General features: G+C 54.6%; 24 protein-coding genes and 2 pseudogenes. 18 read left to right on the top strand and 8 right to left on the bottom strand.

Annotated elements, in window-relative coordinates; genetic code table 11:
- Positions 1-268: 268 nt before the first annotated feature.
- From ACIGHL_RS15835 to ACIGHL_RS15805, 7 genes and pseudogenes are all read left to right on the top strand, one after another.
- Positions 269-1,537: a cyclic di-GMP phosphodiesterase gene (locus ACIGHL_RS15835; RefSeq protein WP_367243569.1), complete on the top strand. Its 1,269-nt coding sequence runs from the start codon at positions 269-271 to the stop codon at positions 1,535-1,537.
- Between the two features lie 167 nt (positions 1,538-1,704).
- A pseudogene (locus ACIGHL_RS15830) lies at positions 1,705-1,926 on the top strand (VspR family transcription factor); the annotation flags it as partial.
- A complete protein-coding gene (locus ACIGHL_RS15825) occupies positions 1,923-3,323 on the top strand; it encodes a DEAD/DEAH box helicase (protein WP_499176877.1) in 1,401 nt (466 codons plus the stop codon). The pseudogene ACIGHL_RS15830 and the gene ACIGHL_RS15825, both read left to right, overlap by 4 nt.
- A gap of 118 nt (positions 3,324-3,441) precedes the next feature.
- Positions 3,442-3,714, top strand: a complete 273-nt coding sequence (locus tag ACIGHL_RS15820) for a hypothetical protein (protein WP_499176875.1) — start codon at positions 3,442-3,444, stop codon at positions 3,712-3,714.
- A complete protein-coding gene (locus ACIGHL_RS15815; protein ID WP_499176873.1) occupies positions 3,714-4,538 on the top strand; it encodes an inositol monophosphatase family protein in 825 nt (274 codons plus the stop codon). The genes ACIGHL_RS15820 and ACIGHL_RS15815 overlap by 1 nt, the downstream gene beginning before the upstream one ends.
- Before the next feature lie 269 nt (positions 4,539-4,807).
- Positions 4,808-6,535 carry an ATP-dependent nuclease gene (locus tag ACIGHL_RS15810; protein WP_499176871.1) on the top strand — a complete coding sequence of 576 codons (1,728 nt, stop codon included), beginning with the start codon at positions 4,808-4,810 and terminating at the stop codon, positions 6,533-6,535.
- Positions 6,525-7,952, top strand: a complete 1,428-nt coding sequence (locus tag ACIGHL_RS15805) for a UvrD-helicase domain-containing protein (protein ID WP_499176869.1) — start codon at positions 6,525-6,527, stop codon at positions 7,950-7,952. The genes ACIGHL_RS15810 and ACIGHL_RS15805 overlap by 11 nt, the downstream gene beginning before the upstream one ends.
- A 46-nt stretch (positions 7,953-7,998) precedes the next feature.
- Here the strand turns inward: ACIGHL_RS15805 and ACIGHL_RS15800 are convergent, their stop codons facing one another.
- From ACIGHL_RS15800 to ACIGHL_RS15770, 7 genes are all read right to left on the bottom strand, one after another.
- Positions 7,999-10,731, bottom strand: a complete 2,733-nt coding sequence (locus ACIGHL_RS15800; protein ID WP_499176867.1) for a phospholipase D-like domain-containing anti-phage protein — start codon at positions 10,729-10,731, stop codon at positions 7,999-8,001.
- An 11-nt stretch (positions 10,732-10,742) separates the two neighbouring features.
- Positions 10,743-13,757, bottom strand: a complete 3,015-nt coding sequence (locus ACIGHL_RS15795; RefSeq protein ID WP_499176865.1) for an anti-phage-associated DUF1156 domain-containing protein — start codon at positions 13,755-13,757, stop codon at positions 10,743-10,745.
- A gap of 11 nt (positions 13,758-13,768) precedes the next feature.
- Positions 13,769-14,386 (bottom strand): anti-phage-associated DUF3780 domain-containing protein, encoded by a 618-nt coding sequence (locus tag ACIGHL_RS15790; protein ID WP_499176863.1) that lies wholly within the window; start codon positions 14,384-14,386, stop codon positions 13,769-13,771.
- Between the two features lie 35 nt (positions 14,387-14,421).
- Complete coding sequence (locus tag ACIGHL_RS15785; RefSeq protein WP_499176861.1) at positions 14,422-17,538, bottom strand: anti-phage-associated DUF499 domain-containing protein; 3,117 nt, start codon at positions 17,536-17,538, stop codon at positions 14,422-14,424.
- Positions 17,539-17,561: 23 nt separating this feature from the next.
- Positions 17,562-17,735, bottom strand: a complete 174-nt coding sequence (locus tag ACIGHL_RS15780) for a hypothetical protein (protein ID WP_185059715.1) — start codon at positions 17,733-17,735, stop codon at positions 17,562-17,564.
- Between the two features lie 242 nt (positions 17,736-17,977).
- Positions 17,978-19,723, bottom strand: a complete 1,746-nt coding sequence (locus ACIGHL_RS15775; RefSeq protein ID WP_499176858.1) for a hypothetical protein — start codon at positions 19,721-19,723, stop codon at positions 17,978-17,980.
- Between the two features lie 59 nt (positions 19,724-19,782).
- The gene (locus ACIGHL_RS15770) at positions 19,783-20,892 is read right to left on the bottom strand and encodes a DUF4297 domain-containing protein (protein ID WP_499176856.1); all 1,110 of its coding nucleotides are present in this window, start codon (positions 20,890-20,892) and stop codon (positions 19,783-19,785) included.
- Between the two features lie 834 nt (positions 20,893-21,726).
- On the opposite strand from ACIGHL_RS15770, the gene ACIGHL_RS15765 reads away from it, so the two are divergent.
- The 11 genes from ACIGHL_RS15765 to mvaT all read left to right on the top strand — a co-directional run bounded on the left by ACIGHL_RS15765 (position 21,727) and on the right by mvaT (position 25,990).
- Positions 21,727-22,029 carry a tyrosine-type recombinase/integrase gene (locus ACIGHL_RS15765; protein ID WP_499176879.1) on the top strand — a complete coding sequence of 101 codons (303 nt, stop codon included), beginning with the start codon at positions 21,727-21,729 and terminating at the stop codon, positions 22,027-22,029.
- 93 nt (positions 22,030-22,122) lie between these two features.
- On the top strand, positions 22,123-22,401 hold the full coding sequence (locus ACIGHL_RS15760) for a hypothetical protein (protein ID WP_499176854.1): 279 nt from the start codon (positions 22,123-22,125) through the stop codon (positions 22,399-22,401).
- Entirely contained in the window at positions 22,398-23,399 is a 1,002-nt protein-coding gene (locus ACIGHL_RS15755; protein WP_499176852.1) for a hypothetical protein, read from the top strand. The genes ACIGHL_RS15760 and ACIGHL_RS15755 overlap by 4 nt, the downstream gene beginning before the upstream one ends.
- Positions 23,299-23,547, top strand: a complete 249-nt coding sequence (locus ACIGHL_RS15750) for a PapB/FocB family fimbrial expression transcriptional regulator (protein ID WP_312937558.1) — start codon at positions 23,299-23,301, stop codon at positions 23,545-23,547. Before ACIGHL_RS15755 ends, ACIGHL_RS15750 begins: the two co-directional genes overlap by 101 nt.
- 89 nt (positions 23,548-23,636) lie before the next feature.
- The gene (locus tag ACIGHL_RS15745; protein ID WP_278467926.1) at positions 23,637-23,879 is read left to right on the top strand and encodes an antirestriction protein ArdR; all 243 of its coding nucleotides are present in this window, start codon (positions 23,637-23,639) and stop codon (positions 23,877-23,879) included.
- 14 nt (positions 23,880-23,893) lie between these two features.
- Positions 23,894-24,112 carry a hypothetical protein gene (locus ACIGHL_RS15740; protein ID WP_499176850.1) on the top strand — a complete coding sequence of 73 codons (219 nt, stop codon included), beginning with the start codon at positions 23,894-23,896 and terminating at the stop codon, positions 24,110-24,112.
- 12 nt (positions 24,113-24,124) lie between these two features.
- Positions 24,125-24,562, top strand: coding sequence for a hypothetical protein (locus ACIGHL_RS15735; protein ID WP_499176848.1), 438 nt, complete (start codon positions 24,125-24,127; stop codon positions 24,560-24,562).
- A 5-nt stretch (positions 24,563-24,567) separates the two neighbouring features.
- Complete coding sequence (locus tag ACIGHL_RS15730; RefSeq protein ID WP_499176846.1) at positions 24,568-24,813, top strand: hypothetical protein; 246 nt, start codon at positions 24,568-24,570, stop codon at positions 24,811-24,813.
- Between the two features lie 18 nt (positions 24,814-24,831).
- The gene (locus ACIGHL_RS15725; RefSeq protein ID WP_499176844.1) at positions 24,832-25,293 is read left to right on the top strand and encodes a hypothetical protein; all 462 of its coding nucleotides are present in this window, start codon (positions 24,832-24,834) and stop codon (positions 25,291-25,293) included.
- Between the two features lie 15 nt (positions 25,294-25,308).
- Entirely contained in the window at positions 25,309-25,632 is a 324-nt protein-coding gene (locus ACIGHL_RS15720) for a DUF6685 family protein (RefSeq protein WP_499176842.1), read from the top strand.
- Positions 25,619-25,990 carry a histone-like nucleoid-structuring protein MvaT gene (gene mvaT, locus ACIGHL_RS15715; protein WP_312937570.1) on the top strand — a complete coding sequence of 124 codons (372 nt, stop codon included), beginning with the start codon at positions 25,619-25,621 and terminating at the stop codon, positions 25,988-25,990. The genes ACIGHL_RS15720 and mvaT overlap by 14 nt, the downstream gene beginning before the upstream one ends.
- Positions 25,991-26,155: 165 nt before the next feature.
- On the opposite strand, the pseudogene merR reads toward mvaT, so the two are convergent.
- Positions 26,156-26,527, bottom strand: a pseudogene (gene merR, locus ACIGHL_RS15710) (mercury resistance transcriptional regulator MerR); the annotation flags it as partial.
- Positions 26,528-26,553: the final 26 nt, after the last annotated feature.

Below are 26,553 nucleotides of genomic sequence, written 5' to 3'. Positions count from 1 at the left end.
GGAAGAATATGCGCGGATGACCCGCGAGGTCGAGGAAGCTCTCCGAGAGGCCGACGACCCCAACGCCAAGTCGTACACCCACGAAGAAGTCATGCAGGCGATGCAGGAACGCATCGACCGAGCGCGAGACAAAGCCATGTTGATCGGCTGACGGAAATTTCGGCGGTTCCGGCTGATCCAAGAATCTTGGCGTGACCTTACCTCCGCTCTACCGCTGGGTGCCAGCCTCGGCGCACGCCTAACCACCCAACTCAGAAAGGAAAATAAGTTGGTAAAACGCATTCCCGTATCCGAGCTTCGTCTCGGCATGTACATCCACAAGCTCGCCGGCTCTTGGGTTCGACACCCATTCTGGCGCGGCAGCTTCCTGCTGACCGAGCCTCAGGATCTCTCTGCCATTCGAGAATGTGGCGTCGGGGAGGTCTGGGTCGACTTGGCCAAAAGCCAAGTCGACCCAGAGAGCCCAGAGAGCCCAGAGAGCCCAGAGAGCCCAGAGCCCAGAGCCCAGAGCCCAGAGCCCAGAGCCCAGAGCCCAGAGCCCAGAGAATTGTCGGAGGAGCAATCTCTGCCGTCTAGTCCACTAAGCAAGAAAAGTGACGGCGCAACCTCAATGGAGAGCGAAATGTGTTATGCACGGAAACTCTGTCTTGCGGCCAAGTCCCAAGTCATGGACATGTTCCAGGAAGCCCGGCTTGGCAAGGCCGTCGACCCAAGCACGACGTTGCCGCTGGTCGGAGAAATCGCTGCCTCGGTGCTGCGCCAACCTCATGCCCTCATCAGCGTCGCACGCATCAAAACGCACGACGATTACACCTACCTGCACTCGGTTGCCGTCTGCGCCCTGATGCTATCGCTGGCCCGGCATCTCGATCTAGACGAGGAGCAAACGCGCCTGGCTGGCATCGGCGGACTGATGCACGACCTAGGCAAGGCCGCGATGCCGCTGGAAGTGCTTAACAAACCAGGCAAGCTCACCGATGCCGAGTTCGCCATCATGAAGCGCCACCCTGTGGAGGGCGCAAAGATGCTGCGCGCAGGCGGGGCCGAGCCCGGGGTGGTGGACATTGCCCTGCACCATCACGAGAAGATCGACGGAACCGGCTACCCGGATCGCTTGGCCGGTGACGCCATTTCACTCCTGGCCCGCATGGGCGCAATCTGCGACGTCTATGATGCCGTGACGTCGGAGCGAGCCTACAAAAAGCCGTGGGACCCGTCCGCGGCGATGCGGCAGATGGCCAAGTGGGAGGGCCATTTCGACAAACGCATCTTCCACGCCTTCGTCAAGGCCGTGGGCATCTACCCCGTCGGCTCCTTGGTTCGCCTGTCCTCTCAGCGTCTGGCCGTTGTCGTTGAGCCGGGAATGGAATCACTGCTGACTCCCAAGGTTCGCGTGTTCTTCTCGCTACGCTCGAGAGAGCCGATCCCGATGCAGACCATCGACCTGGCGGCCACGAGTTGCAAGGACAGTATCACTGGCCCCGAAGACCCGACGCTCTGGAACTTCAAGAACCTCGACGACTTGTGGATGGAATAGCCCCCACAAAACGACGGCCCCGTGAGGGAGCCGTTGAACATCGTCGAGCGATGCCCGTCCAGGGAGGGATGGCCGAGCTCGATTCTCCAGAAGGTAGCTGGTGACACGAGTGTTGAGCCCACCCAACTAGGGTGACGGAAATTTCTGGGGTTCCGGCTTACATCCCCAATACGGATTTGCAGTTGGAGGCACTCCACAAGGAAATCCGCTTGGACTTTCTCACTTCAATGGGCGAGGCGGAGCGGTTCAAGCTGCTGCTGGACGAAATGCCGCATTTGCGGAGCAAGGTTGAAGGCGATTATCTGGAGGCCAGAGATCGCAGTTCTCGTCTTCTGGGGCATCTGCGCGCCATCGAGAAGACCCTCAAAACGCTCGCTGCGCCACGATGAGCAGCTCGCTACGGAGCTGGCAGAACTGCTGCATCACCAGGGCGTTAGAGCACTTCACCGTCACGCCGCACTTCTTCTGCCAGGCAACGCCGGGAGCCGGAAAGACGCGCATGGCTGCAGAACTGGCCAGCCGACTTCTTGAGCAGGACAGAATCGACTTGGTGCTGTGCTTTGCGCCGTCATGTCAGGTCGTGGAGGGTTTTCGTTCGACCTTTGCGGAAGTGCTAGGCAGGCGTCTCGACGGCCAGATAGGTGCCGTGGGCGCGGCTTATACCTATCAGGCCATGGAATACCGTGATGAGGGATTCTGGCAGCTTCTTGATAACTACCGGGTGTTCGTGGTCTTCGATGAGATCCACCATTGCGCCGGCCACGATCCGCTGCTCAGCAATGCCTGGGGGCAGCAGATACTGCATCGGATACAGGATCGGGCTGCCTTCACGCTGGCCCTTTCGGGCACGCCCTGGCGTTCGGACGATAAGGCCATAGCATTGGCGCGCTACTCTTCGCCTGAGGGGCATTTGATCTGTGATTACCGTTATGGCTTGAAAGACGCCATTGCCGACGGCGTGTGCCGATCCCCTCGCATTGTTCTGCTCGACAATCAGAAGGTGAAACTCACGGAAGAATTGGGTGCGGATAGCTCCGTTAGGCTGTTTCCCAGCATCGCCAAACTGTTGGGCGAGTCACCTGTCACCTATGAGGAACTGCTGCGTCATGATGAGGTGATCAATCCAATCCTCGACCTTGGCTGCAGCAAACTGCGCGAGCTACGCCAGATCAAGCCTGATGCCGCCGGTTTGGTGGTGGCCACCGATATTGAACACGCTCAGCAAATTGCACTCGCGCTGGAAGCCATGGGTGAAGAGTGCCGCATCGTGACCAACAAAACCCCGGATGCGCAGCAGGTGATCAATGCATTCCGCAGCAGCACCTGCCGCTGGATTGTGGCCGTCGGAATGATCAGCGAAGGCACCGACATTCCGCGCCTGCAAGTGTGCTGCTATCTCAGCCGTATCCGCACCGAACTGCATTACCGGCAAGTTCTGGGGCGAGTGCTGCGGCGCACAGGTGAGTCCGACGACCAGGCATGGCTATTCATGTTGGCGGAGCCAACGCTTCAGGGCTTTGCGGAGCGAATTGCGGATGACTTACCGGATGATCTGGCTGTTTTAAGCGATACTCATATGGCAGGTTTAACCCCAGGCTCCCGGCCAGACCCGGTGGGGGCTTTGGAGCATGCAGAAAGTATCGGAGATGCAGGGTTGGGTAGTGCAGAACCTGGTACTGGGTCGCAGGCTACGAACATTATTTCGCTGGGTGGCTTTTCAATTGAGCCCGCTTACCAGGTCAGCTTTTCCCAGCATTACCGGCAGCAGCTACTGGCTTGTTTTTGATGCTCACCCAGTCGAAGCTCATCACACGATATCGGTGTGCATGAAACCACTACCGGCCGGTGCTGCCTGGACGTAATCGAGCAGTGCGTATGGAGCTTAAGTCGCCAACGGGTTCGATGTGGTTGAGGATGTGATCTGTGACGTGTGCAGTTCTAGTACACGTATTCCAGGCTATGGTCTCCAATACGGCAAGCTTGAAGCCCAGTGGGGATATGGTTCACAGCATGACGGGGAGCACTACCGGGTGCATCTCTGCGAGCCCTGTTTTTTCAGAGTGTTGAGTGGATTGCGTCGGGAGCGCATGGTCAATGGTATGTTCGATGATGATCAGCCATTTTCCTCTGAGGATTTTGGCTTAGTCAGCAAGGGAAACTACTGGGAAAAGAGCTGATGACAGGGCTGCGGTTGAGCGATCTTCTTGATCCCGTCATGCAGCTTGCTTGCGAAGCTGGTCGACTTATTGAGTCAGAACTCAATAGACCTGACGGCCCAAGAGGCAGTGGCTTTAAGGCTGACGTCGATGTTGAGATCGAGTTACTTTTGCGACGCCGACTTAAGCAAATCCTTGATTGTGATTTTGTCGGAGAAGAAACAGGCTGCGAGCTATCAGCCCATCCATTTTGTTGGGTTGTTGACCCTAATGACGGCACAGCTGACTTCCTGGAACGGCGTGCTGGCTCTGCCGTTTCTATTGGACTGCTGCACAACTTAACGCCCGTGCTAGGCGTGGTGCACGCCCCTGTCACGTCTAGAGGCCCAGACTGCATTGCTTGGGCTGAAGGTATGCCGGCCCTGCTTAGAAATGGTCGCCCAATAGTGAATGACCTGCAATCGGTGACCTTGGCAACGGGGACAGCGGTAATGGTTAGCTATGGGGCAACCCAAAAAGCCAAGCAGAATTCGTTACTTTGCGAGCCTGCCTTTTTCCATCCGATGCTAAGTATCGCTTACCGCCTGGCGCGTGTAGCCGCGGGCGATGGTGTTGCTGCCGTATCGCTGTACAGCGTTTCAACCCATGACCTGGTTGCGGGCCATGCTTTGTTGCGGTCGGTCAATGCCGATATCTGGAATGAGAAAGGTGAGCCGGTGCGATACGCATCACCACAAGCCTTCACCCGAGGTTTGAATTACTGCTTCGGTGGTGCGCAGGCAGCGTGCTCGGAATTGCTTGGCCGGCCATGGCATTTGCTGAAAGACAGCGGTGATGTGCCGTAGGTCCTGTATGCGAGGGTTGTGTCATTGGTAGTGATCTTTTCTGTCTGCCCAAGGATACAGCATCTTTGGATAAGCCGGCCGAAGGTCAGAGTGTCACAGCACGCGGACAACTCTGAGCTGGAGTGACTCGAAACAGCTGGGTGGTAGGGTGCTTGGCAGTAGCGCTCATAGAAGTCGTCACTTGATTGAAGTGTCACTGCACCCTGGAGACAGCGATACTCTCGGCTCCTTCTAGAAAACTGACCGCCGTTAACCCTTGAGGAGTCTCCGTGGCACGCATTCGTAGACTGAAAATCAGCAATTTCCGGTCTATCCAAGCGCTGGATTGGGTGCCATCCCCCGGCATCAACTGTCTTATAGGCCCAGGCGACAGTGGCAAATCCACTATTCTCGACGCGATAGACCTCTGTCTTGGCGCTCGCCGAAGCAGCTCATTCGGCGATATGGACTTTTTTGCTCTGAACGTCGAAGTGCCCATCACTATCAGTGTGACGCTTGGTGATCTGCCTGCATCGCTGATGGATATCGACTTCTATGGCGACTTCTTGCGTGGATTCAATCTCGAAACTGGGGCAGTCGAAGATGAGCCGCGTTTAGGTCTTGAGACTGTAATCACATTGCTTTTGCAGGTTGGTGCCGATTTGGAGCCTTCCTGGACGCTTTTCTCTGAGCGCGCGGAGCTGCAGCAACTCGAACGTAGTCTTCCCTGGAAGGAGCGATCGGCACTAGCTCCCGCCCGCATAGGTAGCTTCGCGAGCTCGAACCTGTCATGGAGTCGTGGTTCGGTGCTCAATCGACTTACTGATGAGCGAGCGGAGCTTGGTGCCGAACTTGCGCGCGCCGCCAGGCAGGCAAGAGCGAACTTTGGCAATCAAGCGGCCGCACATCTAACCCAGACACTTGGGGTAGTGCAGCAGACAGCTCAACATCTCGGCGTTTCGGTCGGGGCGATGCCGCTGGCACTACTTGATGCGCACTCTGTGTCGATTGGCGAGGGGGCCATTGCGTTGCACAGCGAGACAGGCATTCCGCTCCGTTCCCTTGGAACAGGTTCGTCACGCCTGCTAGTGGCTGGGCTTCAGAGGGCTGCGGCCAGTGCTGCTCCCATTGCTCTAGTCGATGAGGTGGAATATGGACTCGAACCTCATAGGCTAATGCGGTTCCTAGATTCTCTCGGCGCGAAGGACGCAGCAGCTCCGCTGCAGGTCTTCATGACGACGCATTCGCCGGTCGCGCTTCGCGAGCTGTCCGGTAGCCAACTGTTCGTTGTTCGATCAGGGCCTGAACGCCACAGCGTTATGACGGCAGGGCAAGCTAACGAAGTACAGAGTACCCTGCGGACCGACCCGGAGGCGTTTCTCGCCAAATCCATCATCGTCTGCGAGGGCGCGAGTGAGGTAGGTTTCGCGCGTGGCCTCGACCAATGGTGGGTGAGCCTTGGGGCCACCTCGTTTCTGGCACATGGAGGTGCTTACGTGAACGCCGGCGGGGGAACTCCTGATAACAGTCTTATCCGCGGAGCCGCACTTCGGCACCTAGGCTATCGCGTGTTGGTTTTTGTGGACGCTGACAAGCCGTCGACCGCAGGACTCGCGGAAGCATTCTTGGCCGCAGGTGGGCAAATTCTTACTTGGCGTCCGGGCCTTACTTTGGAGGATGAGATATTTCGCCATCTCAGTGACCAAGCACTTGATGCCCTTCTGGCGAAAGCCGAAGCGATAGTGGGTGCCGAACTGATGAACGAGCATATTCAGACTAGATCCCAAGGGCGCGTGACGCTGAACGATATCCAGGCTGAACGACTCGTGGATGGCTACTCACCCGCGAAACGAGAGCTACTGGGCATAGCATCCCGTATTCGCAACAGCGGGTGGTTCAAGTCGTTGACAACCTACCAGGAGGTGGCGAGGGACATCGTTGGCCCGTCTCTGCAGAACGCCGATGCAGGTTTCATGGCAGTCACGAACCAGCTCTGGACATTTACAAGTGCCCCTTGAAATCGACATCTTCGCCATCGAGCGTGGCTCAATAACAGCCCCCGCAGGTTGTGGGAAGACGCAGCTGATTGCTGACACGCTCATCGCGCATACGCAGAGCAAGCCCATCCTCGTCCTAACGCACACGAACGCCGGCGTTGCGGCTTTGCGCGCGCGCCTGAGACGGGCAGGCGTCCCTAGTTCCGCGTATCGGGTCTCCACCATCGACGGATTCTCAATGCGCCTCATCGCGAAGTTCCCGGCGCGAAGCGGCCACAACCCGCAAATCTTGGAGCTCCACCAGCCCAACGCGGACTACCCTGCAATTCGAGAAGCCGCCAGGCAGTTACTGCACGCTGGACACCTCGCCCAGCCTCTCCGTGCCAGTTACGCTCGGTTGCTTGTCGACGAGTACCAAGACTGTAATGTCGTCCAGCATGCCATCGTGTCAGCTTTGGCCCAGGTGCTTCCGACCTGCGTACTTGGTGACCCCATGCAAGCCATCTTCGGTTTCCGTGGTAATCGATTGGTGCATTGGGCGAATGAAGTTCAGCCCCAATTTCCCGCGGCGGGTGAACTGAGGACGCCATGGCGCTGGCGACTGGCCGGGGCTGAAAATCTTGGGCAGTGGTTGCTCGCTATCCGGCAGCAACTTCAGGCAGGCCAGCCTGTGGATATACGCACGGCTCCGGCAGAAGTGCGTTTGGTTCAGTTGAACGCTGGAACCGAAGCCCAGCAGCGCCTAGTGGCCGCGAGAACTGTGGCCCCCAACGCTCAAGGCACCGTCCTCATCATCGGGGACTCCATGAACGTGCAGGGCCGCCATCAGCTAACGAGCCAGACCCCAGGAGCCATGGCTGTCGAAGCCGTTGACCTAAGAGATTTAGTCAACTTTGCAAGGCAGTTCGATCTGCAGGGCATTAATCCTCTGGCGCAACTCGCTGAATTTGCTTCAAGCGTGATGACGGGGGTTGGTACCGCAAACCTACGAGCGCGTGTCGAGTCTCTGCGTGGCGGAAGGGCTCGAACACCTCCGACCCCAGCTGAGGCCGAGGCCGTTGAATTCGTTGCGGAGCCAGCGCTTGAACGAGCGCACCGTGTCTTAAATGCCCTTGCTGAGCAGCCTGGCTCACGCGTGTTCCGACCAGAAGTCCTGCATTGCTGTCGCTCTGCCATGCAAGCCGTGGCAGGAGGGGGTCCCGACTTTCTGACTGCAGCCATTCAGGCTCGCGAACGCAACCGACATCTGGCGCGGCCGATTTCACGACGTTCGGTCGGCAGCACGTTACTTCTCAAGGGCCTGGAGGCGGACGTCTCGGTGATTCTGCATCCTGAGTTGATGACAGCCCAAAACCTTTACGTAGCTCTGACACGGGGCGCGAGGCAAGTAGTTGTGTGTTCGCCAACGCCTATACTCACGCCGGTGCGAAGCGGTTGAGTTGCCTCACGATCTGGGCGGAGTTGCTAGAAGACCGGCAGGCGGTTCACCAACCCTTTCTCATTAGCGTCTCAAAATCTCTACGTGACAAGACCTGGGCGCAGTTGCGCCAGTCGTTATCAGTTGGGCGCATGGTTGCGTTGTAGCGCAGATCGAAGCCGGTTTCCTGCTTCTGGGCATTGATGTACTGATCCATCAATTCTCCCAGATGCTCAATGTCGTCAATCCATTCGTCCTTGATGGTGTCCGGCAACGATCCGAACAGATCAAAGCGGTCCTTCATGCGCTCGGAAAGGCGGTCGTAGACTTTCTCGTCCACCGTCTGCTCGTTCACGAGGTTGAGCATGTCCACCTTGTCGCGTGTCTGACCGAACCGCTTGATGCGGCCGATGCGCTGTTCGAGTTTGGTCGGATTCCATGGCAAGTCTACGTTGATCAGCGTACCCAGCGTCTGCAGGTTGAGTCCCTCACAAGCTGCGTCGGTGGCGACCATAAGGCGAAGTTTGCGATCCGCCACCATGCGTTTGAGCGTTTCGCGCTCGATGGCCACGCTGTCACCTTGTCGATAAAGCCGGCTGCGACCAGCCCCTGCATACAGGCCTACCGCCTCATCGGGATAGCGTGCAGCGAGCGATTCAGCTACCCAGCGGGCGGTGTCGTAGTATTGGCTGAAGATAATGCAGCCAAGCTCACGCCAACCCTCGTTCTCCAGGTAGTGCAGGATCGCCTTAAGTTTTGGATCTTCCTTGACCCGCTTTAGGCGATCTAGCAGACGCTCCAGGGCCAGCTGCTCATCGGTGCTTTGTACTTGCACCGAAACCTCGCCCTCGTCACTTTCTTCGGTGATCGTCTCGCCGCCCAGCAGTTTGGTTGCGGTGTTGATCCCCGCAACGATGCTGCTGCAGATGCGCTGCTCCATCAGGTTCTTCATGAAGCCACTTCCACGTCCGCTGCTAGCCAAAGCCTTGCCGAAGCCACGAGCCTGGTTGTAAGCCTCGCGGAAGTCCTCACTGGAACGCAGAGCCAACCCCTCGAACAAGGCATGGAAACGATGAACATCCTTTACCAGTCCGGCGTCAGGATGAACGTCCACCCCAATAGCCTTGAGAAGGCCCTCATTTTCAAGCGTGGTACGTTTGCGTAGCACTACATGGCGCACAAATGGATTCTCGCGCTGGAAGAAGCTCGCCCCAGCGACACGGCGCTCCAGTGCATCTTCCAGCTGCTCACGGGCATCCTCACCGAGCTCGGAGAATGAGCCACCAAGCCACTCGCTCTGCGGTAGCCCAAGATCCTGGCGAATCAAGCTGTAAAGCCGCCGCGCTTGGCTATCCTGAGTCGAATTAACTGTTGGCAGAGGCGCACGAAGCAACCGCCAGGCATAACCTGCATCCGTGACGTCCTCTTCCCCAGAGAGGATCGGGATAATGTCCTTGGGCCTATGCCATTCTGAAAAATCTCCGCCCAGAACGAAATTGCCTTTGCCTTGGTGCAGAACCCGCACCAAGTCCCACAAATCCTCGCGGCGAGTCTGGATTGGCGTTGCCGTACCAAGGAGCACGTGATCTGAACGGGCAGCAATGTCACGGATGAACGCCAGCAGCTCATTCGGTGTGCCCGCGTCCTTGCCCATTCCCTGCCGGGTGCGCGCCTTATGAGCTTCGTCTAGTATCACCAGCCCAAAGCCGCCACGGAGCCCGAGCAGATACGCCTTCTCCGGCGAGTCGCGCAGCATCAGGCCGGTTGAAATGATGCCGATCCTCAGCGGGCAGTTTGCAACATGGCCAGCACCCTCGGCAGAGATCGCTCGTCCTTGTTCATCGAGCCAGGCTTTCTGCTGCGTCTGCCAGCGCGCACAGGGGATGCCCAACTTGTCCATCATCTCGGTCTGCCACTGCTCACAGAGGGTTGCCGGCGCAAAGATGATGACGGGCTTACTTCGCCCTTTCTGTTCGGCCAGCAGGCATAACGCCAGGGCAGCCGTGCCCATGGAAAGTGTTTTTCCTAAGCCGACCTCATCTGCTAGCAGCAAGCGGACAACGCCATATTCTTGGTAATGCTTCAGGCACTCAGTGACGAATCCCTGCTGCCAGGGCTGCAAAGAAAAACCTTCTCGATATAGCGGAGACTCGATCAAGGCAGCAGGGGCAATTTGCTCAGGTTCTTCTACCTCTTCGATGGATACTTCGTGGCGGTGGCTGCGCCGAGTAATTTCCCGACACACCGCATCGGGCAGGGGCTTGGCTGCATTCCATAGGTACTCGAACTCAGCCTCGATCCAGGCGACACCTTCCGGGGAATCATCGGACCAGAGGATTTCGTAGTGGCTCTGCCAACCACTGCTGGTTTCGTTCATTGAGCCAATGAAGCCTAGCTTGCGGCCATCGGCCAGATCGATCACTCCAGCCTTGCCATGCACAAAGCCACAGGCGCTATCCGGTGCAACCCGGATGACCTGGCCGCGTTTCTCCAGAAATGAGGCCAGTCGTTGGTAACGTTCGCGGTTCAGCAGCGACTCAATCTCAACCGAGCGCTCGTTCAGCTTTCCCAGCAGTTTGGCCTCACACACCTGGGCCACCCGCAAGTCCTCAGCCTGAATGTCCGCATTGCAAACAATCTGCACCTCGGGAATCTGATCGATCAGCTCTCCGGCCACCTCAAACAGTGAACTGGTGAAATAGCCGGCAATTCGCCGATAGCGCCGAGCCCCTTTGAGGTGCTCGACAAGGAAGCTCTGATCAAGCGCATGGGTGCGTGATGACAAACGGGTGATCGTCATGCCCTGGCCTCTCAGGAATCCAACCGCTGCGTTTGCATCCGAGAAACAAGCACCTCAGCAGCTGAGCGCACAGCTTCATTGCGGGACTTGTTTTCCAAGAAGCGAACCAGATCGATCAGCTTTGGACGGACTTCGAGGTAGTCAGGCAGATCCTCCATCAGTGTTTTGACCACTGATTGCGGTTCGACCTCAGCTAGCAGCTGCTGAATAGCGATGATCAGATGGCCCAGCCAGGTTGGGCCAATTTCCGTGCTATCAGTTAGCTCACGAGAACCGAACTCATCAACTTGCTTCAACCGCGAGCCATTGGCCGTCATGCTGGCCATGACTTTTGTGTAGTCATCCACACGGAAGGCCTTGGCAAAGTTCTGGTAGTTGTCCAGCTTTGAGGCGCCGACCGATTCCATATCCAGCATGCGCAAGTAGAAGCGCTGAATGCCATCAATCGTTTGCCAGGTGTCCAGCGCTACCCCTTCAGGCACCAACAAGCTGTTGGCTGCCTCGGAGGCCTGCTGGACGATTTCATCGACAACGGTGATCTCGCCTTTGACGCGGGGCCGCAAGGCGAAGGTGGTGACATCGGTCTCACCGATCTTGGTATAGGCGGTTAGTACTTTTAGGGCCGCTGCGTAACCAGCCATCTGCAAGTCTGCATCATTGAAAACAGGCTCACCCATACGGGCTTCCACCTCATCGTTGAGGTGCATCATCTGCTTGATCTGGCTCGCTACTTCATTGCGAACCGCAGGGAGAATGCGCTGCTTGAAGCCGACTTTTTCGCCTGCACTTCGCTTGCGCAGCATGAGCGTCACAGTCCCCTGTACGTATCCCCCCTTCTTAAGCTCAGTACTGGTTTCTGTGGCTATGTACCAAGCAGCCACCACTTGGAGCCCGGCCGCCCAGAAGATACCTACCATGTCCGACCACACCTCAGTGCTTTGATGGGTAAACATCACACACTGCATTCCGTTGTCCGGCATGTGTTTAGCCATCGCGGAATAAGCATCAATCATCCCGCGTCGAAAATCGTCACCATCTCCCTTAATCGCCAGCGCGCGTCGAGAGTCCCACGTCCACTCGTTGAAGGGCGCGGGTGGATTCTTGCGCAACCACGCGATAAAGAACTCGGTAATTTCGTGATAGTGAACTGCATCAGCGTAAGGTGGATCTGTAACAAATAGGTCGCAAGTCTCAGTCAGAGAGGAAGCCTCATGGCTTCTAATTTTAACCTCGACATCAGGTGTTGGAGCGCTTGCAAAACGGTATGAACGCCCAGCTTCGTGGCTCATGAAGCAGCGTGTACCGTAGTTGTAGAAAGTGTTCAGGGCCTGGTTGTAGAAAACATTATTCGTTTTCTCCCAGTGGTTCATCCAGTTAGCGATTCTCGCGTTCCAGTCCAACGACTTAGCATTGAATATATAGTCTTCTGGGGTTTTGTGGGAGAAGTAAAGTGCGTATTGCAATAGTTGCCGAGCATTAAACAAGTGGTGCCAGTATGTCCAGCCACGCTCTCGCTGTAGCCGAGTGGTCTCTTGGCCAGGCTCAATACGCATATCAGGAACTAACCCTTGATCCTGCCAGTCTGCCAAGTGCTCGCTCACGAATTCTTCTACTTTTCGCTCGCGGGTTTCATCCTCCGGAGTAACGGCAGAGAAAAAGGTTTCCTGCCGAGGCTTTCCAAGCGTAGTTTTTTTGACCCACTGAACAGCGTAAAGGCGCTCTTGAAAAATATCATCAGGACGTGGCTTGAAATCACTTTTTTCCCAACGACGCAGCTGATTACTATTTTCTCCCGGTGTTCTGAAATCGCCGCGCAGTGTTTTGATGGTGGTGGAGTAGGTCTTACCATCGAGGGAGTACACCATGCGACCATTTTGGACAGTACCGCTGTCAGCTGACTTCATTTCAGCCGCCGTTGCGCCAGTTTTAATTTCTAGCTTGAAGCGCTTTGATTGATGGTCGGGTACAAGCATGGCGATCACGCTATTCGGCTTTGAGATAACCCAGCTTGGAGAGAGGGGCACCATCCAACCTGTATCCGGACATCTAGCCTCTAGGCAATACAAGTAAGCTTTTGCCCGATTGCCTTGGGCGTCATGCTCAATACCAAGAGCTGTAATTTCCTTGTCTACCGCCTGCGCCACTAGTCGCTGCGACTCTTCGATCTCTGCGCGACGTTCCGGAGTAGCACCAATGATGTTCAGATTGCCCCAGTTGAGCATGCAGGCAATTGGGTTGAGGTCGGAAGCATAAACATCACACCCCATGCGAGCCGACTCGAATGGGATGGATCCACCCCCTGCGAAGGTATCCCCCACTTTGGGTCGATGGCCGTAGCGCAAAATACCTAATTGCTCCACGAGCTGTTCCATTGAATCGGCGGTTATCCCAAATCTCCCCAGTCGTTCACGGACTTTCAACCACACGGGAGCTAATAGGAACGCCTGGTCAACTTCTTCCGGGCGCTTACACAGCAGCGAGCGCTCTTCATAAGTTTTAAAGGTTGCCAGTGCCAGTGTGTAGATGTCTGCTTTTGCAGCATCACTAATCCCCCTTTTCCAGCTCAATTTGAGGCCCTTCTCTTCAGCCTCCATGGGGAACCACCAGAGGTCTACATCCTCCTCTCGCAGATCACTGCCTTCTAAGATCTGGTAGCTGAAGTAATCCCAAGGGTTTCTTAGCGAAATCATCCTGGCAATTTCTGCTGGCTTAAGGGCGTTTTGAGCCACTGCGCGACGACCTAATCCCTGAAGATCAAATGCCATCAGTGCTTCGAACAACTCAAGATCCTGCTCTGCATCGTCGGTTTGGGGCAGCAAGCTTCCAAGCACAATCGAGCGAACAAGTATCAGGGGCTTGCGGCCTTTCCAGTAGGACCCTAGGCCGGTGAGTGTCTGCCCAAGATTTGCCTTACGCTCCCGCTGCGCCTCAAATGACACCTTTTGTGCTGGGAATACGGTTTCGATCAGCGCGGGGGCATCCTTAAGAGAGAAAGGCACCAGCTGTACGGGTGTCATTGCAGTCATGTCGGTCTTCCTTAATCGAACAGGCCCAGCGTTGGACGCTCAGTATCTGGTTTGCGGGATTTCACAGCCTGCGGCTTGAATAGTTCTGTCTGCGCTACGTCGCCCAATGCGTGCCGGAGAGCCAGTCGCCAACCCTTGTTGCTGTCATGCACACCGCCTGTGCTCATGGCGGTCATGCCGAACAGCCACCAGCGCTCTTCAGGGCGCAAGGCCAGCCAGTTGCGTACTGCAACTGGAATCTTCGCGGGGCTCATGTCTTCAACCGCCCAGGCCAGTACGCAAAGCTCTTTGCCAAGCAGGCGATCCACGGGGTTATCGCCCACCTTCCAAGCGCTGACGCGCAGGTTGTGCTCCTTTAGGCGCACATTGAAAGCGCGCTGAACTTCACTGCGAATCGCCGTCCAGCGCGAGCGCTCAATCACAACGCGCTCGATGATGCTGGTTTGCTGATCCTGAGCCTGCAGCCCGAGGCTTTCGATGATGCGAACTGCGCCAGTCGAGCTCTTGGGCACCTCCACCATAAAGTGATGAGGGTCAGTAGTGGCCGGCACACCAAAACCGATGGTCGGGCGCTCAGGAGCCTTGGTTTTTTTGGCCCCACTTATGGTTTTACTCGGGGAACGAGCCATGCCTGAATCCTCTTTACGTACTGCGTTGGCCATGGTCATTCCTCTTGAATCACATCACCAGGGCGCAGTTCAACACCACTGAGTTTGGCGAACTCCTTGGCAGCGAAGCCATTCTCGAAGGCTGCTCCGCTTCGAATCTGCACGGTAACGGTTTCTTGCTCATTCCCGAGGGCCTTACGCAGACCGTTAATCGCTGCCTCGATCACGGAAGCCGTAACCTCGCGCTCGACAAAGTTGATGCTAACGGTGTTCTCACCTTCACCAATCTGGATACGAACCCCCTTGAAGGTGGCCGGCGAGCTTTTGAAACTATTGAGTACGCCGAACACCTTTTCGGTACTGTCGAGCGACACCTTCTTGTTCTCAGCCAACTTTGCCGGCTTGGCATCGTCGATCTGAACCTGTTTGTCGTTGGCAGCTGGGATCTGGAAGTCAGCGGTACGAGTAGCCTCGCCCGAGCACGCATAGACCATTAGCCGGGCAGCCTGCGAGCCAACCTCGAAGGGGTCTCCGTACAGTTCCCCATCTTTAGGGTTGGAGCCATCTAGGGTGTAGCGCATATCGGCAGCAGGCATGCAGGAGAGAGTGACCATACGCTTGTCGGCGATGGCCTGGACCTGATGACGCACACGAAGCTCCGCCACCCAGCGCTGCGGCTCACCGGTTTCATGCTTGCCTTCGCTGTCCACTGCCAGGAAGTACAGAGTTGCCGCGTCGGTCGTGAAGTTGTCTAAATCTTCGACCTTCGGATCGCTTGTGCTGACCTTGGCAGTCGGCGCGTAATGAACCACAGGGCTCTGACCGGCATTGCGGGGGATCAGGGCCAAAGTGGTTTCGCCCGTCGCTTCATTCGCGGCATGCACAGTCACGTTCACTGCAGTTTTTTCTGCCGGGAACGGCCCTTTCTCGATGTAGCCGTCAGTCCCTTGTCGCCAGCGACCTTGCTTCAGGGCTTCTGTCTTGAGAGTCTCCATGCCACCGGCGCCGGGCATCCAAGCCCAGATTGGATTGCTTTTGGCGCGCATCAGCACGTCTTTCCATGGCGTTCTGCGGTCATTCGCCGGCCAAAGATCCTCTTCTGCCATCGCCCAGTAGGTGCCCGGTTCATCCAATAGATTGAGGATCAGTTTGTAATTGGCACGAGGGCTGGCCAGGAGCTGCTCAATCTGGTGCTCCGCAGAGTTGGTGCCTTGTCCCATGTTCAGGCCATTATCAATTGTGGCTTGCATGAGTTGGGCATTGCCGGTCATCTCGTCGATGGCTGGGAAGTAGATCCGGTTGTAGGTGCCGGAAAGCGCTTTATTGAAGCGCTGCTGGGCATCTTCCAGGCGATCACGTGCCTCTTCGAAGAGGCTGTCACCGTCCTTCAACCGTTTGCAGATGGACTCAATTGCATACAGGTCGCGCAGACGATCTTCGACGGTATCGGCGAGGTAGCTGTCTTGACCGGACAGCACCATGAAATTGTTCTTCTCTTGCTGGTACTCGAAGAAATTGACCAGCTCGCTCGGCGGCAGCTTGCCGTCCGGACGCACCACAATCAGAACACGAGGCCCACTCAGTTTTAGATCGTCCAGTCGCGGCAGCACCTGGACATCCTGGTAGGCAGCCTTGCTAACAGGCTGCAATACCGCCGTAAGCTTGTTGATCAGCGCCTGATCAATCTTCGGCTGAGGGATGTCGCGAGCATTTCGCTCAATCTGGCGAGAGAGATTCTCTGTTTCCTTAATAAAGAAACGCTCTTCTTCTCGGTGCAGATACCACGCCTGCTCGCGCAGTTTCTCCAGAGCTGTCTTGAACTCATCGGACTTACGGTTGGGTGCAGCCAAGAACTCAATGATCTCTGCCTCGGTCAGGCCGATTCGACCACCGACCGCCCGAGAGAATGAGGACGCTAGCAGCAGGGCACCGACCTGCTGAGCGGCATCGCTGCCCATGTTGGCATCGATTTCCTCTGCGATGGATTGACCATCATCGGCAATATCATGGGCCATGGCTGGGCGAAGCGAGTTGGCGATGCGACCGACCTCTTCGCGCACGGCATCGTCATTCAGACGCAGGTGCTGGGCACCAGCCAGGAATACATCATCGGTTTCGCGGTCATCAACACTCTTGAGCAAACGCGCAGCGAACTGCATCAGGCCTCGTGTCTGTCGGAAGCCCTCGTTCTCTTTAAACAAGGCAACCAGATGTTTAAAGGAGGGGTGGAAGGGGTAGGTTTCCCTGACCTGCTGGGCAACCTGCTCCAGACTGGTCGCTACAATGTATCCACCATCAGCTGCTGCCTTAATACGCTGGGCATATTCCTCGGCGACATCGTTAATAACGGACTCGTCGGGCAGCTCCAGGATCAGTCGCTTCTTCAGAATCTCGTAGATCTCGTTGCCCGCCAGTTGGACGGGGGTGATGGTGCTGGCTTGGCGACTGGCTTCTTGCTGGAGGTTAGAGATTGCTTCGGCAATTGCCTTGGTCTGAGCCACATAGCTGCCGGATAGGTTGGCAATCACAATGCAGCAACGTGGTAGCTCCAAGGCCGCGCTCATAAGGCAGCTGAGCGTGTAGGTACTTACAGTAGCCAGCGTACCGCCACCGATGACAGTGGTGCTTGCGATTTCTAGGTAGGGCGGCAACTCATCAAGCATGATCAGCGTCGGCTTGTCCCCGATGATTTTCTTCCAGCCAGCCTGATCGACCGCGCGAGGGCCATTGACCCAGTAGGGCTTGACTGCCTCTTCCTCACCCAGCTGAGTAGCAATTTCACCCCAGATATAATTCTCTGGAGTGTTTCGACCATTGAATGCAGCTACTCGCACCTCACCGACTTCGATCCGCTTAGCAAGATCGGGCGACAGCACTTCACTGCGCAGATGCGGGTGTTTGGCCAGCAGGCCGAGAGCGATCATCATGTGAGTTTTACCGCCACCCATTGCCTGGGTCAGCTCGAAAACAGCCTGATCTGATTTGCCATCCAGCCGCAGCATCCCCTCGCGAAACAGCTGCTCCATGCCCGAGGTGATGTAGTTTCGTGCAAAGAACTCACGACCATCGCCCTCATCGGAGATAAGGGCAGAAAGGTTCTCGATCCCTTCGCTCATCCGGTAGTCGCGAATGATCGGGTTGAATGTGCATGCCTGCTTGACTGTCTTGAGCATCTGCTCGACTCCCTGAGAATTACTTAATCGTTGCTCGACTGACTGGAGGGGTTGGTGGGCTGCGGAATGGATAGTTCCTGGCTCACCTGCTGCAGAAACCACTCGCGCATGGTCAACCCACGCGCCTTGAGTGCGGCGTAGATCTGCTGCTTTTGGGCAGGATCAACCTCGATCACAACGCGATTGCTAGTTTTCATCAGCATGGATACCTGGCTTGGGTCTGTAACGTGACGTGATGTTATGTTCGAAGGGGCGTAGCGGGAAGCCCAGGTAGACATTTATTAGTTTTTTCTTGAAGGGGCATGTTGAGGTCAGGCCCCCTGACCTCACCTTTGCTTCTGCCGAGTACTAAAAATGGGGGATTACCCCATCTGATCGTTTTTGATCGATTTTACGCTATCAAAATCAGCGGAGGCTGAAGTCAGCCAGAAATGCATGACTACGTCAGAGGATCCCTAGCAGCAATATTGTCTAAGAAGCGTAAGCTTTCACGATGTGCGATATAACCTGATGCGTTCAAAAGTTTTTTTCCAGTCAATGTTATTACTTTGGCATCTTCTTTAAAGTCAGAAAGATCCTTTCGATCCATTGCACATAAAATAATTTGTGACTGTTTAGAAATGTCCGACTTTAGAATCGTGAGAATTTCTGCATATGATTGGTTGACTTGCTCGTGCTGGTTTGGTGTGTCAATAATGAATGGGGCTGCCACGGTTTTGTATTTATAGATTTGTTGTAGTATGGCCAAGTAGTAAGCCAATAAGCCCCGGACGCTTTCGGCTGCGCCGCCACTTCCATATAGTTTTTTATAGTCTGTTGGTGATTTTACTTGAGATAGATTCACGCCGTCTGCTTTAAGATTGCTTATGTATTTTCGCAGTTTTAGCATGAATTCGTCATTCATTTCTTCTTTTTTATCTTTGGTGAGAAGTTCTTTTTGTTGCTTTTTAAAAGCACGATTTTCTCGCTCGACGTTTTTAATGATTATAGTATTTTTGTCGCGTGCTTGCTCCACTCTTCTCTGGACAGCAATCGAAGCAAGACCCTCAATTAATGATGTTGGCTCATCACTCGTGGTGTCTTCTGCGCTTGGCAACTGAGACGCAATAAGTGATTCAATCTCAAGTATTTTCGATTTCGTGGAGTTGAGTTTTATTTTGTTTTTATCAATGCTTTCCGTGATTTTAGAAAGATTGGCAGTAAGGCTGGCAGCCAGCTCTGTTGCACTATCTTTGTCGGCTAAGATGGAGGAGCGATTCACGAGGGAGTTGTCATGCTCTGTTCCACAGGTCGGACAGTTCAGTACGTCCCCTGCTATATTCTCGACTGAAAATATATAGTCGTTTTCAAGTGATACAATCGCTCTTTCTACAATGTTCAATTGGCTTGAGGTGTGCTCTTTGTCAATTTGTAGTTTCGCGAGATCTGAGAAAATAGACTCTTGTTCAGCTTGTAGTTCGGAAAGAGAGTTCGTTATGTTAGAAATAAGCAAGTCTATTTCTGCCGAGTTGGCTGCTAGCAGGCGCTTAGAGGAAGGTACGAACTCGCTCATGACTGATAAGGTGGTTTCAATCCTGCCGACTACTTGTGCGGCATCTCGCTTGATGTCAGTTTTTGATGCAATTTGCTGTTCAATAGCAAAGTGCCTATCAGTTAGATAGCCTGTGTGGCATTCAATTATCGTGCGCTGCCAGTTGCTATACTGAAGTAAACCCGAAAAGGAGGCCCAAGCCCTAGACCAGCTCTCGCGTTGGTCTAGATAAAAAGGTAAGAAATAGAATGCAGGAGGTGGTACTTCAAGAGATGCCGAGTCTTCACGGCTGGGCAGTAGGGCTTTGAAATCAACAAGCTTGGCGAATTCTTTTGAGTAGTCTCCTGTTATCTTGGGGAAAGTTTGCCAGTCTGAACCAGTTTTAAGCCAGATTTGGTTGCCTTTCCTCGCGGTCGCGTAGCTGTCTTCGCCGATGTTGAATTCTACGAGCGCTAGAGTGTCAAGGGCTGCCCAGGTCGTATCGAAATGTGGGTCGCAACCAACCGCCCACAGAAGGATTTTTGCAAGTGTTGATTTCCCGATGCTGTTGTCATCGCCTGTTATCAGATTTAGTTTAGGGCTTAACTCGAATTGCCCGCCGCATTTTAGGGAATCCGATATTATTGTCACCTGCTTGAATACCATTTTTTTCATAACGCTTAGTCCTTAGGTTTCTAATTAATAATTTATAGTTTTCTAAGCTTGATGAAGTGTTAGAGTCTTTTTGATAGTTCATAAATTATTGCTGCCTCTAAGGTCTGTTCGTCTGGGAATGAATCTACTGCGGAAGCTTCCATTGTCAATATTACTGCAGGAATGAATGTGGTAGCGTTTTCGGTAAGCTCGTCAGCCGACGGCCCGTCCAGAGCTTTGTCAATAGCTGCGGAGATGGACTTGCATGAGTTCAAGTAGGGCATGGATCTGCCATATTTGTGCTCCTGATAGTATCGCCTAAACGCGCGAGTCAACGGTATTCGACGGGACAGCTTTACCGACAAAATATCCAGAGTGGATCTGAATAAGTTAAAATCAGCTTCGGCCGATGGATCCTGGAGGTAGAGGTCAATTACTTTTTGCACCTCTACCGAGGTGAGTCCCTTTTTTTGTACGCACTCTTCCCATTTCGAAAAGTCGAAAGCTATCATCCCTTTACGGTGCAGATCATCCATTAACGACAAATATATGCTCTGAGGCTTATATTTTGAGTCAGGCCACTTAGACTCAATCATGTTCGAGAGTCGCCCTATCGAGGCGTCTTGAAATGATACAGTTGTTAGGTCCGATAGCACAAAGCGCAGGATTTTTGGAACATCATCGGAACCGATTTCAGATTTAAGGGCATCTGATATTTGTTGCAGGCACTCAGGCTTTAAATCCCCCGCACTAATTATGGAAAGCTCAAGATCTTTATCTATCTGCTCTAGATCAAATCCACTTGTGTTAACAAGGCCAAGCGAATGCAGCCGGTCATACAGCCCTTTTTTGTTAACGCCGTCCATCATTTTTCCAAGGATGGATAGCTCCTTCTCGCCATTTTTTTTGGATTTGCGTTTTAGTATTCGGTTTAGGGTCCACTTGCCAGTATCGTAATTTTTAACCTGATTGAATTCGAATTTTACTAGTGTCGGGTCTAAGCCGTCCCCAATGATCACATCTTCATGGTATTCGACAAAAACCACATACTCTTGAGTGTGTGTGTGGAGCTCAAATAATTTGCATAGAGCCCAATGATATTGATATTCGTACTTCTCGAATGTTTTCGCTCCAGCATGTTCTCGCTGCGCCGAGCCAAGTGGGTTGCTGGAGTTGGCTGTTCCGTTCATTACGGCCCCCTAGATAAATTTTTCGATCCTTGAGAAATCATCCAGAATTTGCCGTTTCTGATTAAAAATGGCAAAACGCTACGATCTCATTATTGAAAGAAAATTATCAAAAGGTTCGCGCGTTGTCTATGACGCTTGTTATAGGCAGAATCGTTGCATATATCGGGACGACTAATATCCCTGCACCTTCTTCTAACTCGACACCCTTTGCTTTCTTCCACCGCCTGTTGTGAAAGCCATGCCTTCATCGCCCGGTGTTCTGTGTGACGTTGTCCGCCATGCCTTAGATGCTGGCGCAAAGCCTCCAAAGCCTCCGCTGCTGAGGTCGACTCCATTTCTGTCGTTCGTCCCTAGCCCGGACCTGATCAGGCTCATCTGTGACGCCGTTGTCAATGTAACCGCTTGCATAAGCGAGCAAAGCTCAAAGGGCTGTCAATCATGGGGCATATGCAAGCCGAAATCAGTCAATGTTGCATTGGCGGATTGACAGTCAATGGCAGTCCGGCGTCGCGACCGAAGCGCTCAATGAAATTGGTGCATACAGCTTGTCAATGTGCCGGTGTGTTAGCTGATACGAAACCCACACCACCGGCATTCGCGTGACCGAGCTGGCCTTGCTAGAGGTGGGCGACGTGCTCTATCCAAGTGGGGCGATCAGGCCGGAGGTGTACCTGCGGGCCGAGATAACCAAGGGCTGTAGGGCGGAACATCTACCTGACCCAGCCTAAGTGCCTCGCCAGCATCGAGCAGTGGATAGCTGTGCGCCTGCGGCGCGGATGGGGTGTCAACTCCGAGGTTGAGTACCGAGGCCTTCGGCCCGACTCCCGGCTGGTGATGACCCACAAGGGCCAAGCCTTCGAGTTGGCATTCAAGCACCGCGAGCTGGAGAGCGGCCCCGAGGTCTACCGGGCCTGCGATGCGCTCCAACAGACGATCAGCAGGCTCTACCGCCAATCGGGGATAAAGCTCGGCAGCTCGCACAGCGGGCGTCGGTCGCTGGCTGCGAGGGTGCTTGCTGCGACCGGCGATGTGGAGACAGTGCAAACGATCCTCGGGCATGCGTGCCTTGACCACAGCAAGTCCTATTTGACCGTCGATCAGGCGACTATTCGGCGGGCGTATGAGGTTGCGTTGTGAATCATGGTTTACCATTAATGGTAAAATAAATCTCGCAGCGGTTTACCATATACAGTAAACTTGGTTCTCAACCAAGAAACTGCGAGAACCCGCATGAAGACCTTCGAATCATCCGGCGATGCCTATGACGCAACTCAGTGCGATGTGTCCATTGAAAATGGCGATCCGCTGGTGATTCAGGATGAAGGCGTTGTGGGGCTGGCCTGGACTTGGCCAGTCGCTGTAACGGTGAAAGCCGGTGAACTTCACTCTGTAGTCGGTGACGCTACGGGCGTAGTTGCTGATGCTGGTTGGACTCCAGAACAGATCCGCATTGCGGTCGAAATTGCAGACGGTTTTGGCTTTCCGGTTGCCGATTGGGCGCGTGTATGAACGGCGAATATCAAGCGCCGGAATGGATGAATCCGTATGTTTCCGGTCGGGCCGTTGGGTACTCGCAGGCTGTCATGGCATATGCGGACTACTACGGAGTAGACGGCAGCGCAGATATGGACCATGAGATCGAAGAGCGTATCTCTATGATCCCTTGCCCCATGGTTTCGTATGCCAGCCGTACTGGTACACGGCGCAATCTGGAGGCAATGCGCGCAGCGAACTGGAGGCTTCTGGTGTCCGCAAAAGGAGTGCTGCGAACGGAGGGCATGAGATACGCCCTGGACAACGGTGCGTGGACTGCATTTCAACAGGGCGAAGCGTTCGATGAGGTGGCTTTTGGGCGTGCTGTCGACCTTTTGGGGGAGAAGGCAGATTGGATAGTGCTACCGGACATTGTTGCCGGAGGCATGGCCTCGTTAGAGTTCTCGTTGCGATGGCTGGAGCGTCTAAAGGGTATCCCCACCAAGCTATTGCTTGCCGTTCAAAACGGCATGCAGCCGGACGATGTTCGCGAGTTGCTATCACCGGCCATAGGGGTCTTTGTTGGTGGTGATACAGAGTGGAAACTTGGGACGTTGAACACTTGGGGCTTGCTGGCTCGCCGACGAAATTGCCATTTGCACGTTGGGCGGGTTAATAGCGCTCGACGCATCACCTTGTGCGCTGCGGCCGGTGTGAATTCCATTGACGGCACCAGTGCGACGCGATTTGCCAAAACGTTGCCGCCTTTGGATGCAGCTCTGCGTCACGCTGACGGGCAGCAGGATCTATTTAATCCATTGAGCATGGATCTACAGCAAGTGCGGTTCGACTGCCGTGGGTTCAATCGGTGTGTCATGTGGGGCTTTACCAAATACGGTAAAGTCCACATTTTGACTCACAGGGAGAAATCTGATGGTAAATGGCGTAGCTGGACTGGTCCCTGGCAAAGTAGATCCTCGGCATTTCGAGTTGCTTTTGGACGGCACGTCCATTCGCGGCGAGAAAGTCATTGAGGCGTTGCAGGATCATCTTGTAGGTGGTTTGACTGCAAGCGCCGCATGGGAGAAGCATGGGGTGAATAAGAGCCAATTTTCCCGGCGTTTGGACGTGATTTTTGCAGAAAGCTGCCGTGCCGCAGAGCTAAGCAAGTTTTACCTTTAAAGGTAAAATAAAACTTTTCTGGTTTACTCTATATGGTAAACTGACCTCATTGAAACGAATCGATGAGGGTCAATCAGATGGAAAGCGGCATGAGCCAGATCGAGGCACTACGCACAACCGCCACTCAATGGCGCACCGCGAATCCGGATCGGCGTGGCGGCGTGGTGCTGATCTGGCAAGGGTCGGTGTATGGCTGGAAGAACTGCCTTCGGGATGCGTCTCACGAACAACCAGGCGCGTATGCAGTGGACGCCGCCGGCCACGTTTTCATTGCCGAGGGCGGCAATGACTATGACGGCGCAAAGGCCTGGGTCGCTGTCGCCACAAACTGAACAAGGAAAACATCATGGCCACAGAAAGCAGTTCCACGAAGAAAATTAAAGATTTGACTGTCCTCGAATGGTTGGCCAAGGCCCAAGCAGGCTATGAACAATCGTTCACTATAACGCTTCATCCAAACGGTTCCGGAACGATCCATAAAGTGGACGGCCAATCCTCATACTTCCATGCGCCCGAAGATCTCCTTCATTGGCTCGGCGACTCGGAAACCGAAGTGCCAGTTTAGATAGGAAAGCGTATGTACATGCATTCAGCAGCAAAGCTTGTAGAGCACGTAGCCGAACTTACAGAAGCCCCCGCCTCCGAGGGAGACCAGTCACACCTAAAAATTTCCGGGCACTACGTCTGGCTCGCACAACAAGCGCGGGGTTTCGCCAGATCTGCCACGCTGGATGATCTAGCAGCGGCGTCAGTGCACTTTGAGGTGCCACTTGGGTGGCTCCGCCGCACGCGCGAGCTTAAGTGGGACACGTTTGAAATACCGCCTGAAGATCGGCCAGATGTAATAAAAGACCAGCGCAAGAAGGCGGAACTCCAGCTAGTCGCTTGGCTAGATGCACTTGCAACCATGGGTATGCTTACTCCGGAGAATCACTCCAAGCTGCTGTATGAAGTGATCGACCTAAGTGATGACAAGTCGGGAAGACTGAAGGAGCCCGTCCATGAGGGAGACTGAGCGCCATGAATACCACACGAAAGGCACTTGGGGTCATAGCACTGCTGTTCCTGCTGGGCATCGTGTTCGCCATGTGCAAGATGACACTCGACTGGCTCCTTGCAACGCCTGATTGCGAGAGCTGCGTTGCTGAGTCGTACTGGCTAATGGCCGGAGGCTTTGTTGGCCTGGCGTGGGCGGTGATGCTCTGGGTTGGGTATCAAGTGTTCGGTAAAAAGCTGCGCGAGCAGAAGCCCCAGCATCACGACTAAAAGTTCGAGGAAAACACGATGCCCGCCATTGCAGCAGCCCGCAGCGCGAGAATCAAAGCGAGTGATCGTGAGATCGCCGTCGCGGTGCTCAAGGCCATGGCGGAAAGCGACAAGCCTTTTGGGCGATTCTCACCACGCGGCATGTACGACGATGATTCAGATACTGTCGAGCGCATAACTGAATTGCTCGGGGAGAAGGTGCCGAAAGGAGTTTCGTGGAGCTACCTGCATCGTCGCCTAATGCGGGTCTGCAACCACCTCGAAGACTACTGCGTGATTGCAGGAAAGGTCTTCACAAATCCAGACCGCCAGTACATCGGCGAAGAGGTAAGGCAGAAGGAATTTTTCTGGGGGAATGTTGCTTACGCCTTTCGGATTTGCCCCGATAAGTACCCGCACTACACACCCAGGCCGGGTAGTACGCCGGAGCGTGAAATTGACTGGCTGCTGAGGCATGCCTACCCCAATGAAGAGTTATAGGAATTCAACGAGGAGATGCTCATGGCGGCAGTGTTTTTGGTTATGGCTACAGCCAGCGGTTTTAGAAGCTCCGAAAGGAAGCCACTGCCATTGAGGGTTTTCGAGGACCGCGCTCAAGCCGAGGAGTGGCCGTACTATTGGAAAACCCTACCAAGACCTCATAATAAACATGGGTATGCAGTATTTCTGCCGTTAACGGAAAAGCGCTCAGCTTTGGTTGCAAGGATTCTTGAGGAGTACGGCTTTCAGGACCTGGGCGCATATTTGTCGGAGCTAGCCGCTCGGTCCAGTTCATTCATTCAAGCCCAACACAAGAGGGAATTAAATGCTGATTCATGAATACCGCGCTACTGAGGACGCAATTAGAGAGCTTCAGGAACGCTTGAAGTCGCTCTCTCAAAACGACAAGCTCAAGAAAGAAATGGAGTTTGAAGAAAAGCTTCGGCAACTCATGGGCGAGCATCAAAAATCCCTGCGGGACATAATCGCGCTGCTCGATCCTGCCACGTACGGAAAGCGTACTGTCGCAGCTAAGGACCCGGCGCGGCCACGTCGCACGCGGAAGGTTAAGCGATACAAGAACCCACATAACGGTGAGGTCGTGGATACCAAGGGCGGCAATCACCGCACCCTAAAAGATTGGAAAGCGCAGTGGGGCAGCGACGAAGTTGAGACCTGGGCCACGCTGCTCAGCTGAGAGAGGGGAATGACGCCGCGCGTCCTAAGCACGGACATGATTTATGCAATATCCGATAACTATCAGACCCGGATATTGCATGTTGCTCAAATTGCGTCGCGGGCTTCATGCGAGCTGCGAACGGACCTTGAGGGGGTCGTCTCAGAAAACGGAAAATAAAGCACGCTAAGGCATAGCCGAACCTGCCAAGCTTGCTCCACCCTGTAGTGACGCGATCAGCGGGCAGGAAACGTTCCCCCTTCGCGCATGGCAGGCGCACACCAACTCAGACAGCACGGCCTCCATGCGCGCCAGGTCAGCCATTTTCTCGCGCACGTCCTTGAGCTTGTGCTCGGCCAGACTGCTGGCTTCCTCGCAATGGGTGCCATCCTCCAGCCGCAGCAGCTCGGCGATCTCATCCAGGCTGAAGCCCAGCCGCTGGGCTGATTTCACGAAGCGCACCCGCGTTACATCCGCCTCGCCATAGCGGCGGATGCTGCCATAGGGCTTGTCAGGCTCCAGCAACAAGCCCTTGCGCTGATAGAAACGGATGGTCTCCGGGTCATGCCGAGATGAAGGGAAAA

The organism is Pseudomonas sp. NPDC077451, from assembly GCF_044543345.1.
Classification (GTDB): domain Bacteria; phylum Pseudomonadota; class Gammaproteobacteria; order Pseudomonadales; family Pseudomonadaceae; genus Stutzerimonas.
This window is presented reverse-complemented; position numbering and strand designations above follow the sequence as displayed.

Coding starts and splice junctions, on each gene's coding strand:
- ACIGHL_RS15825 (WP_499176877.1), top strand. CDS start 1,923: ATGAGCAGCTCGCTACGGAGCTGGCAGAACTGCTGCATCACCAGGGCG.
- ACIGHL_RS15815 (WP_499176873.1), top strand. CDS start 3,714: ATGACAGGGCTGCGGTTGAGCGATCTTCTTGATCCCGTCATGCAGCTT.
- ACIGHL_RS15800 (WP_499176867.1), bottom strand. CDS start 10,731: ATGACGATCACCCGTTTGTCATCACGCACCCATGCGCTTGATCAGAGC.
- ACIGHL_RS15795 (WP_499176865.1), bottom strand. CDS start 13,757: ATGACTGCAATGACACCCGTACAGCTGGTGCCTTTCTCTCTTAAGGAT.
- ACIGHL_RS15790 (WP_499176863.1), bottom strand. CDS start 14,386: ATGGCTCGTTCCCCGAGTAAAACCATAAGTGGGGCCAAAAAAACCAAG.
- ACIGHL_RS15785 (WP_499176861.1), bottom strand. CDS start 17,538: ATGCTCAAGACAGTCAAGCAGGCATGCACATTCAACCCGATCATTCGC.
- ACIGHL_RS15780 (WP_185059715.1), bottom strand. CDS start 17,735: ATGAAAACTAGCAATCGCGTTGTGATCGAGGTTGATCCTGCCCAAAAG.
- ACIGHL_RS15775 (WP_499176858.1), bottom strand. CDS start 19,723: ATGAAAAAAATGGTATTCAAGCAGGTGACAATAATATCGGATTCCCTA.
- ACIGHL_RS15770 (WP_499176856.1), bottom strand. CDS start 20,892: ATGAACGGAACAGCCAACTCCAGCAACCCACTTGGCTCGGCGCAGCGA.
- ACIGHL_RS15765 (WP_499176879.1), top strand. CDS start 21,727: ATGACCCACAAGGGCCAAGCCTTCGAGTTGGCATTCAAGCACCGCGAG.
- ACIGHL_RS15760 (WP_499176854.1), top strand. CDS start 22,123: ATGAAGACCTTCGAATCATCCGGCGATGCCTATGACGCAACTCAGTGC.
- ACIGHL_RS15755 (WP_499176852.1), top strand. CDS start 22,398: ATGAACGGCGAATATCAAGCGCCGGAATGGATGAATCCGTATGTTTCC.
- ACIGHL_RS15750 (WP_312937558.1), top strand. CDS start 23,299: ATGGTAAATGGCGTAGCTGGACTGGTCCCTGGCAAAGTAGATCCTCGG.
- ACIGHL_RS15745 (WP_278467926.1), top strand. CDS start 23,637: ATGAGCCAGATCGAGGCACTACGCACAACCGCCACTCAATGGCGCACC.
- ACIGHL_RS15740 (WP_499176850.1), top strand. CDS start 23,894: ATGGCCACAGAAAGCAGTTCCACGAAGAAAATTAAAGATTTGACTGTC.
- ACIGHL_RS15735 (WP_499176848.1), top strand. CDS start 24,125: ATGTACATGCATTCAGCAGCAAAGCTTGTAGAGCACGTAGCCGAACTT.
- ACIGHL_RS15730 (WP_499176846.1), top strand. CDS start 24,568: ATGAATACCACACGAAAGGCACTTGGGGTCATAGCACTGCTGTTCCTG.
- ACIGHL_RS15725 (WP_499176844.1), top strand. CDS start 24,832: ATGCCCGCCATTGCAGCAGCCCGCAGCGCGAGAATCAAAGCGAGTGAT.
- ACIGHL_RS15720 (WP_499176842.1), top strand. CDS start 25,309: ATGCTCATGGCGGCAGTGTTTTTGGTTATGGCTACAGCCAGCGGTTTT.
- mvaT (WP_312937570.1), top strand. CDS start 25,619: ATGCTGATTCATGAATACCGCGCTACTGAGGACGCAATTAGAGAGCTT.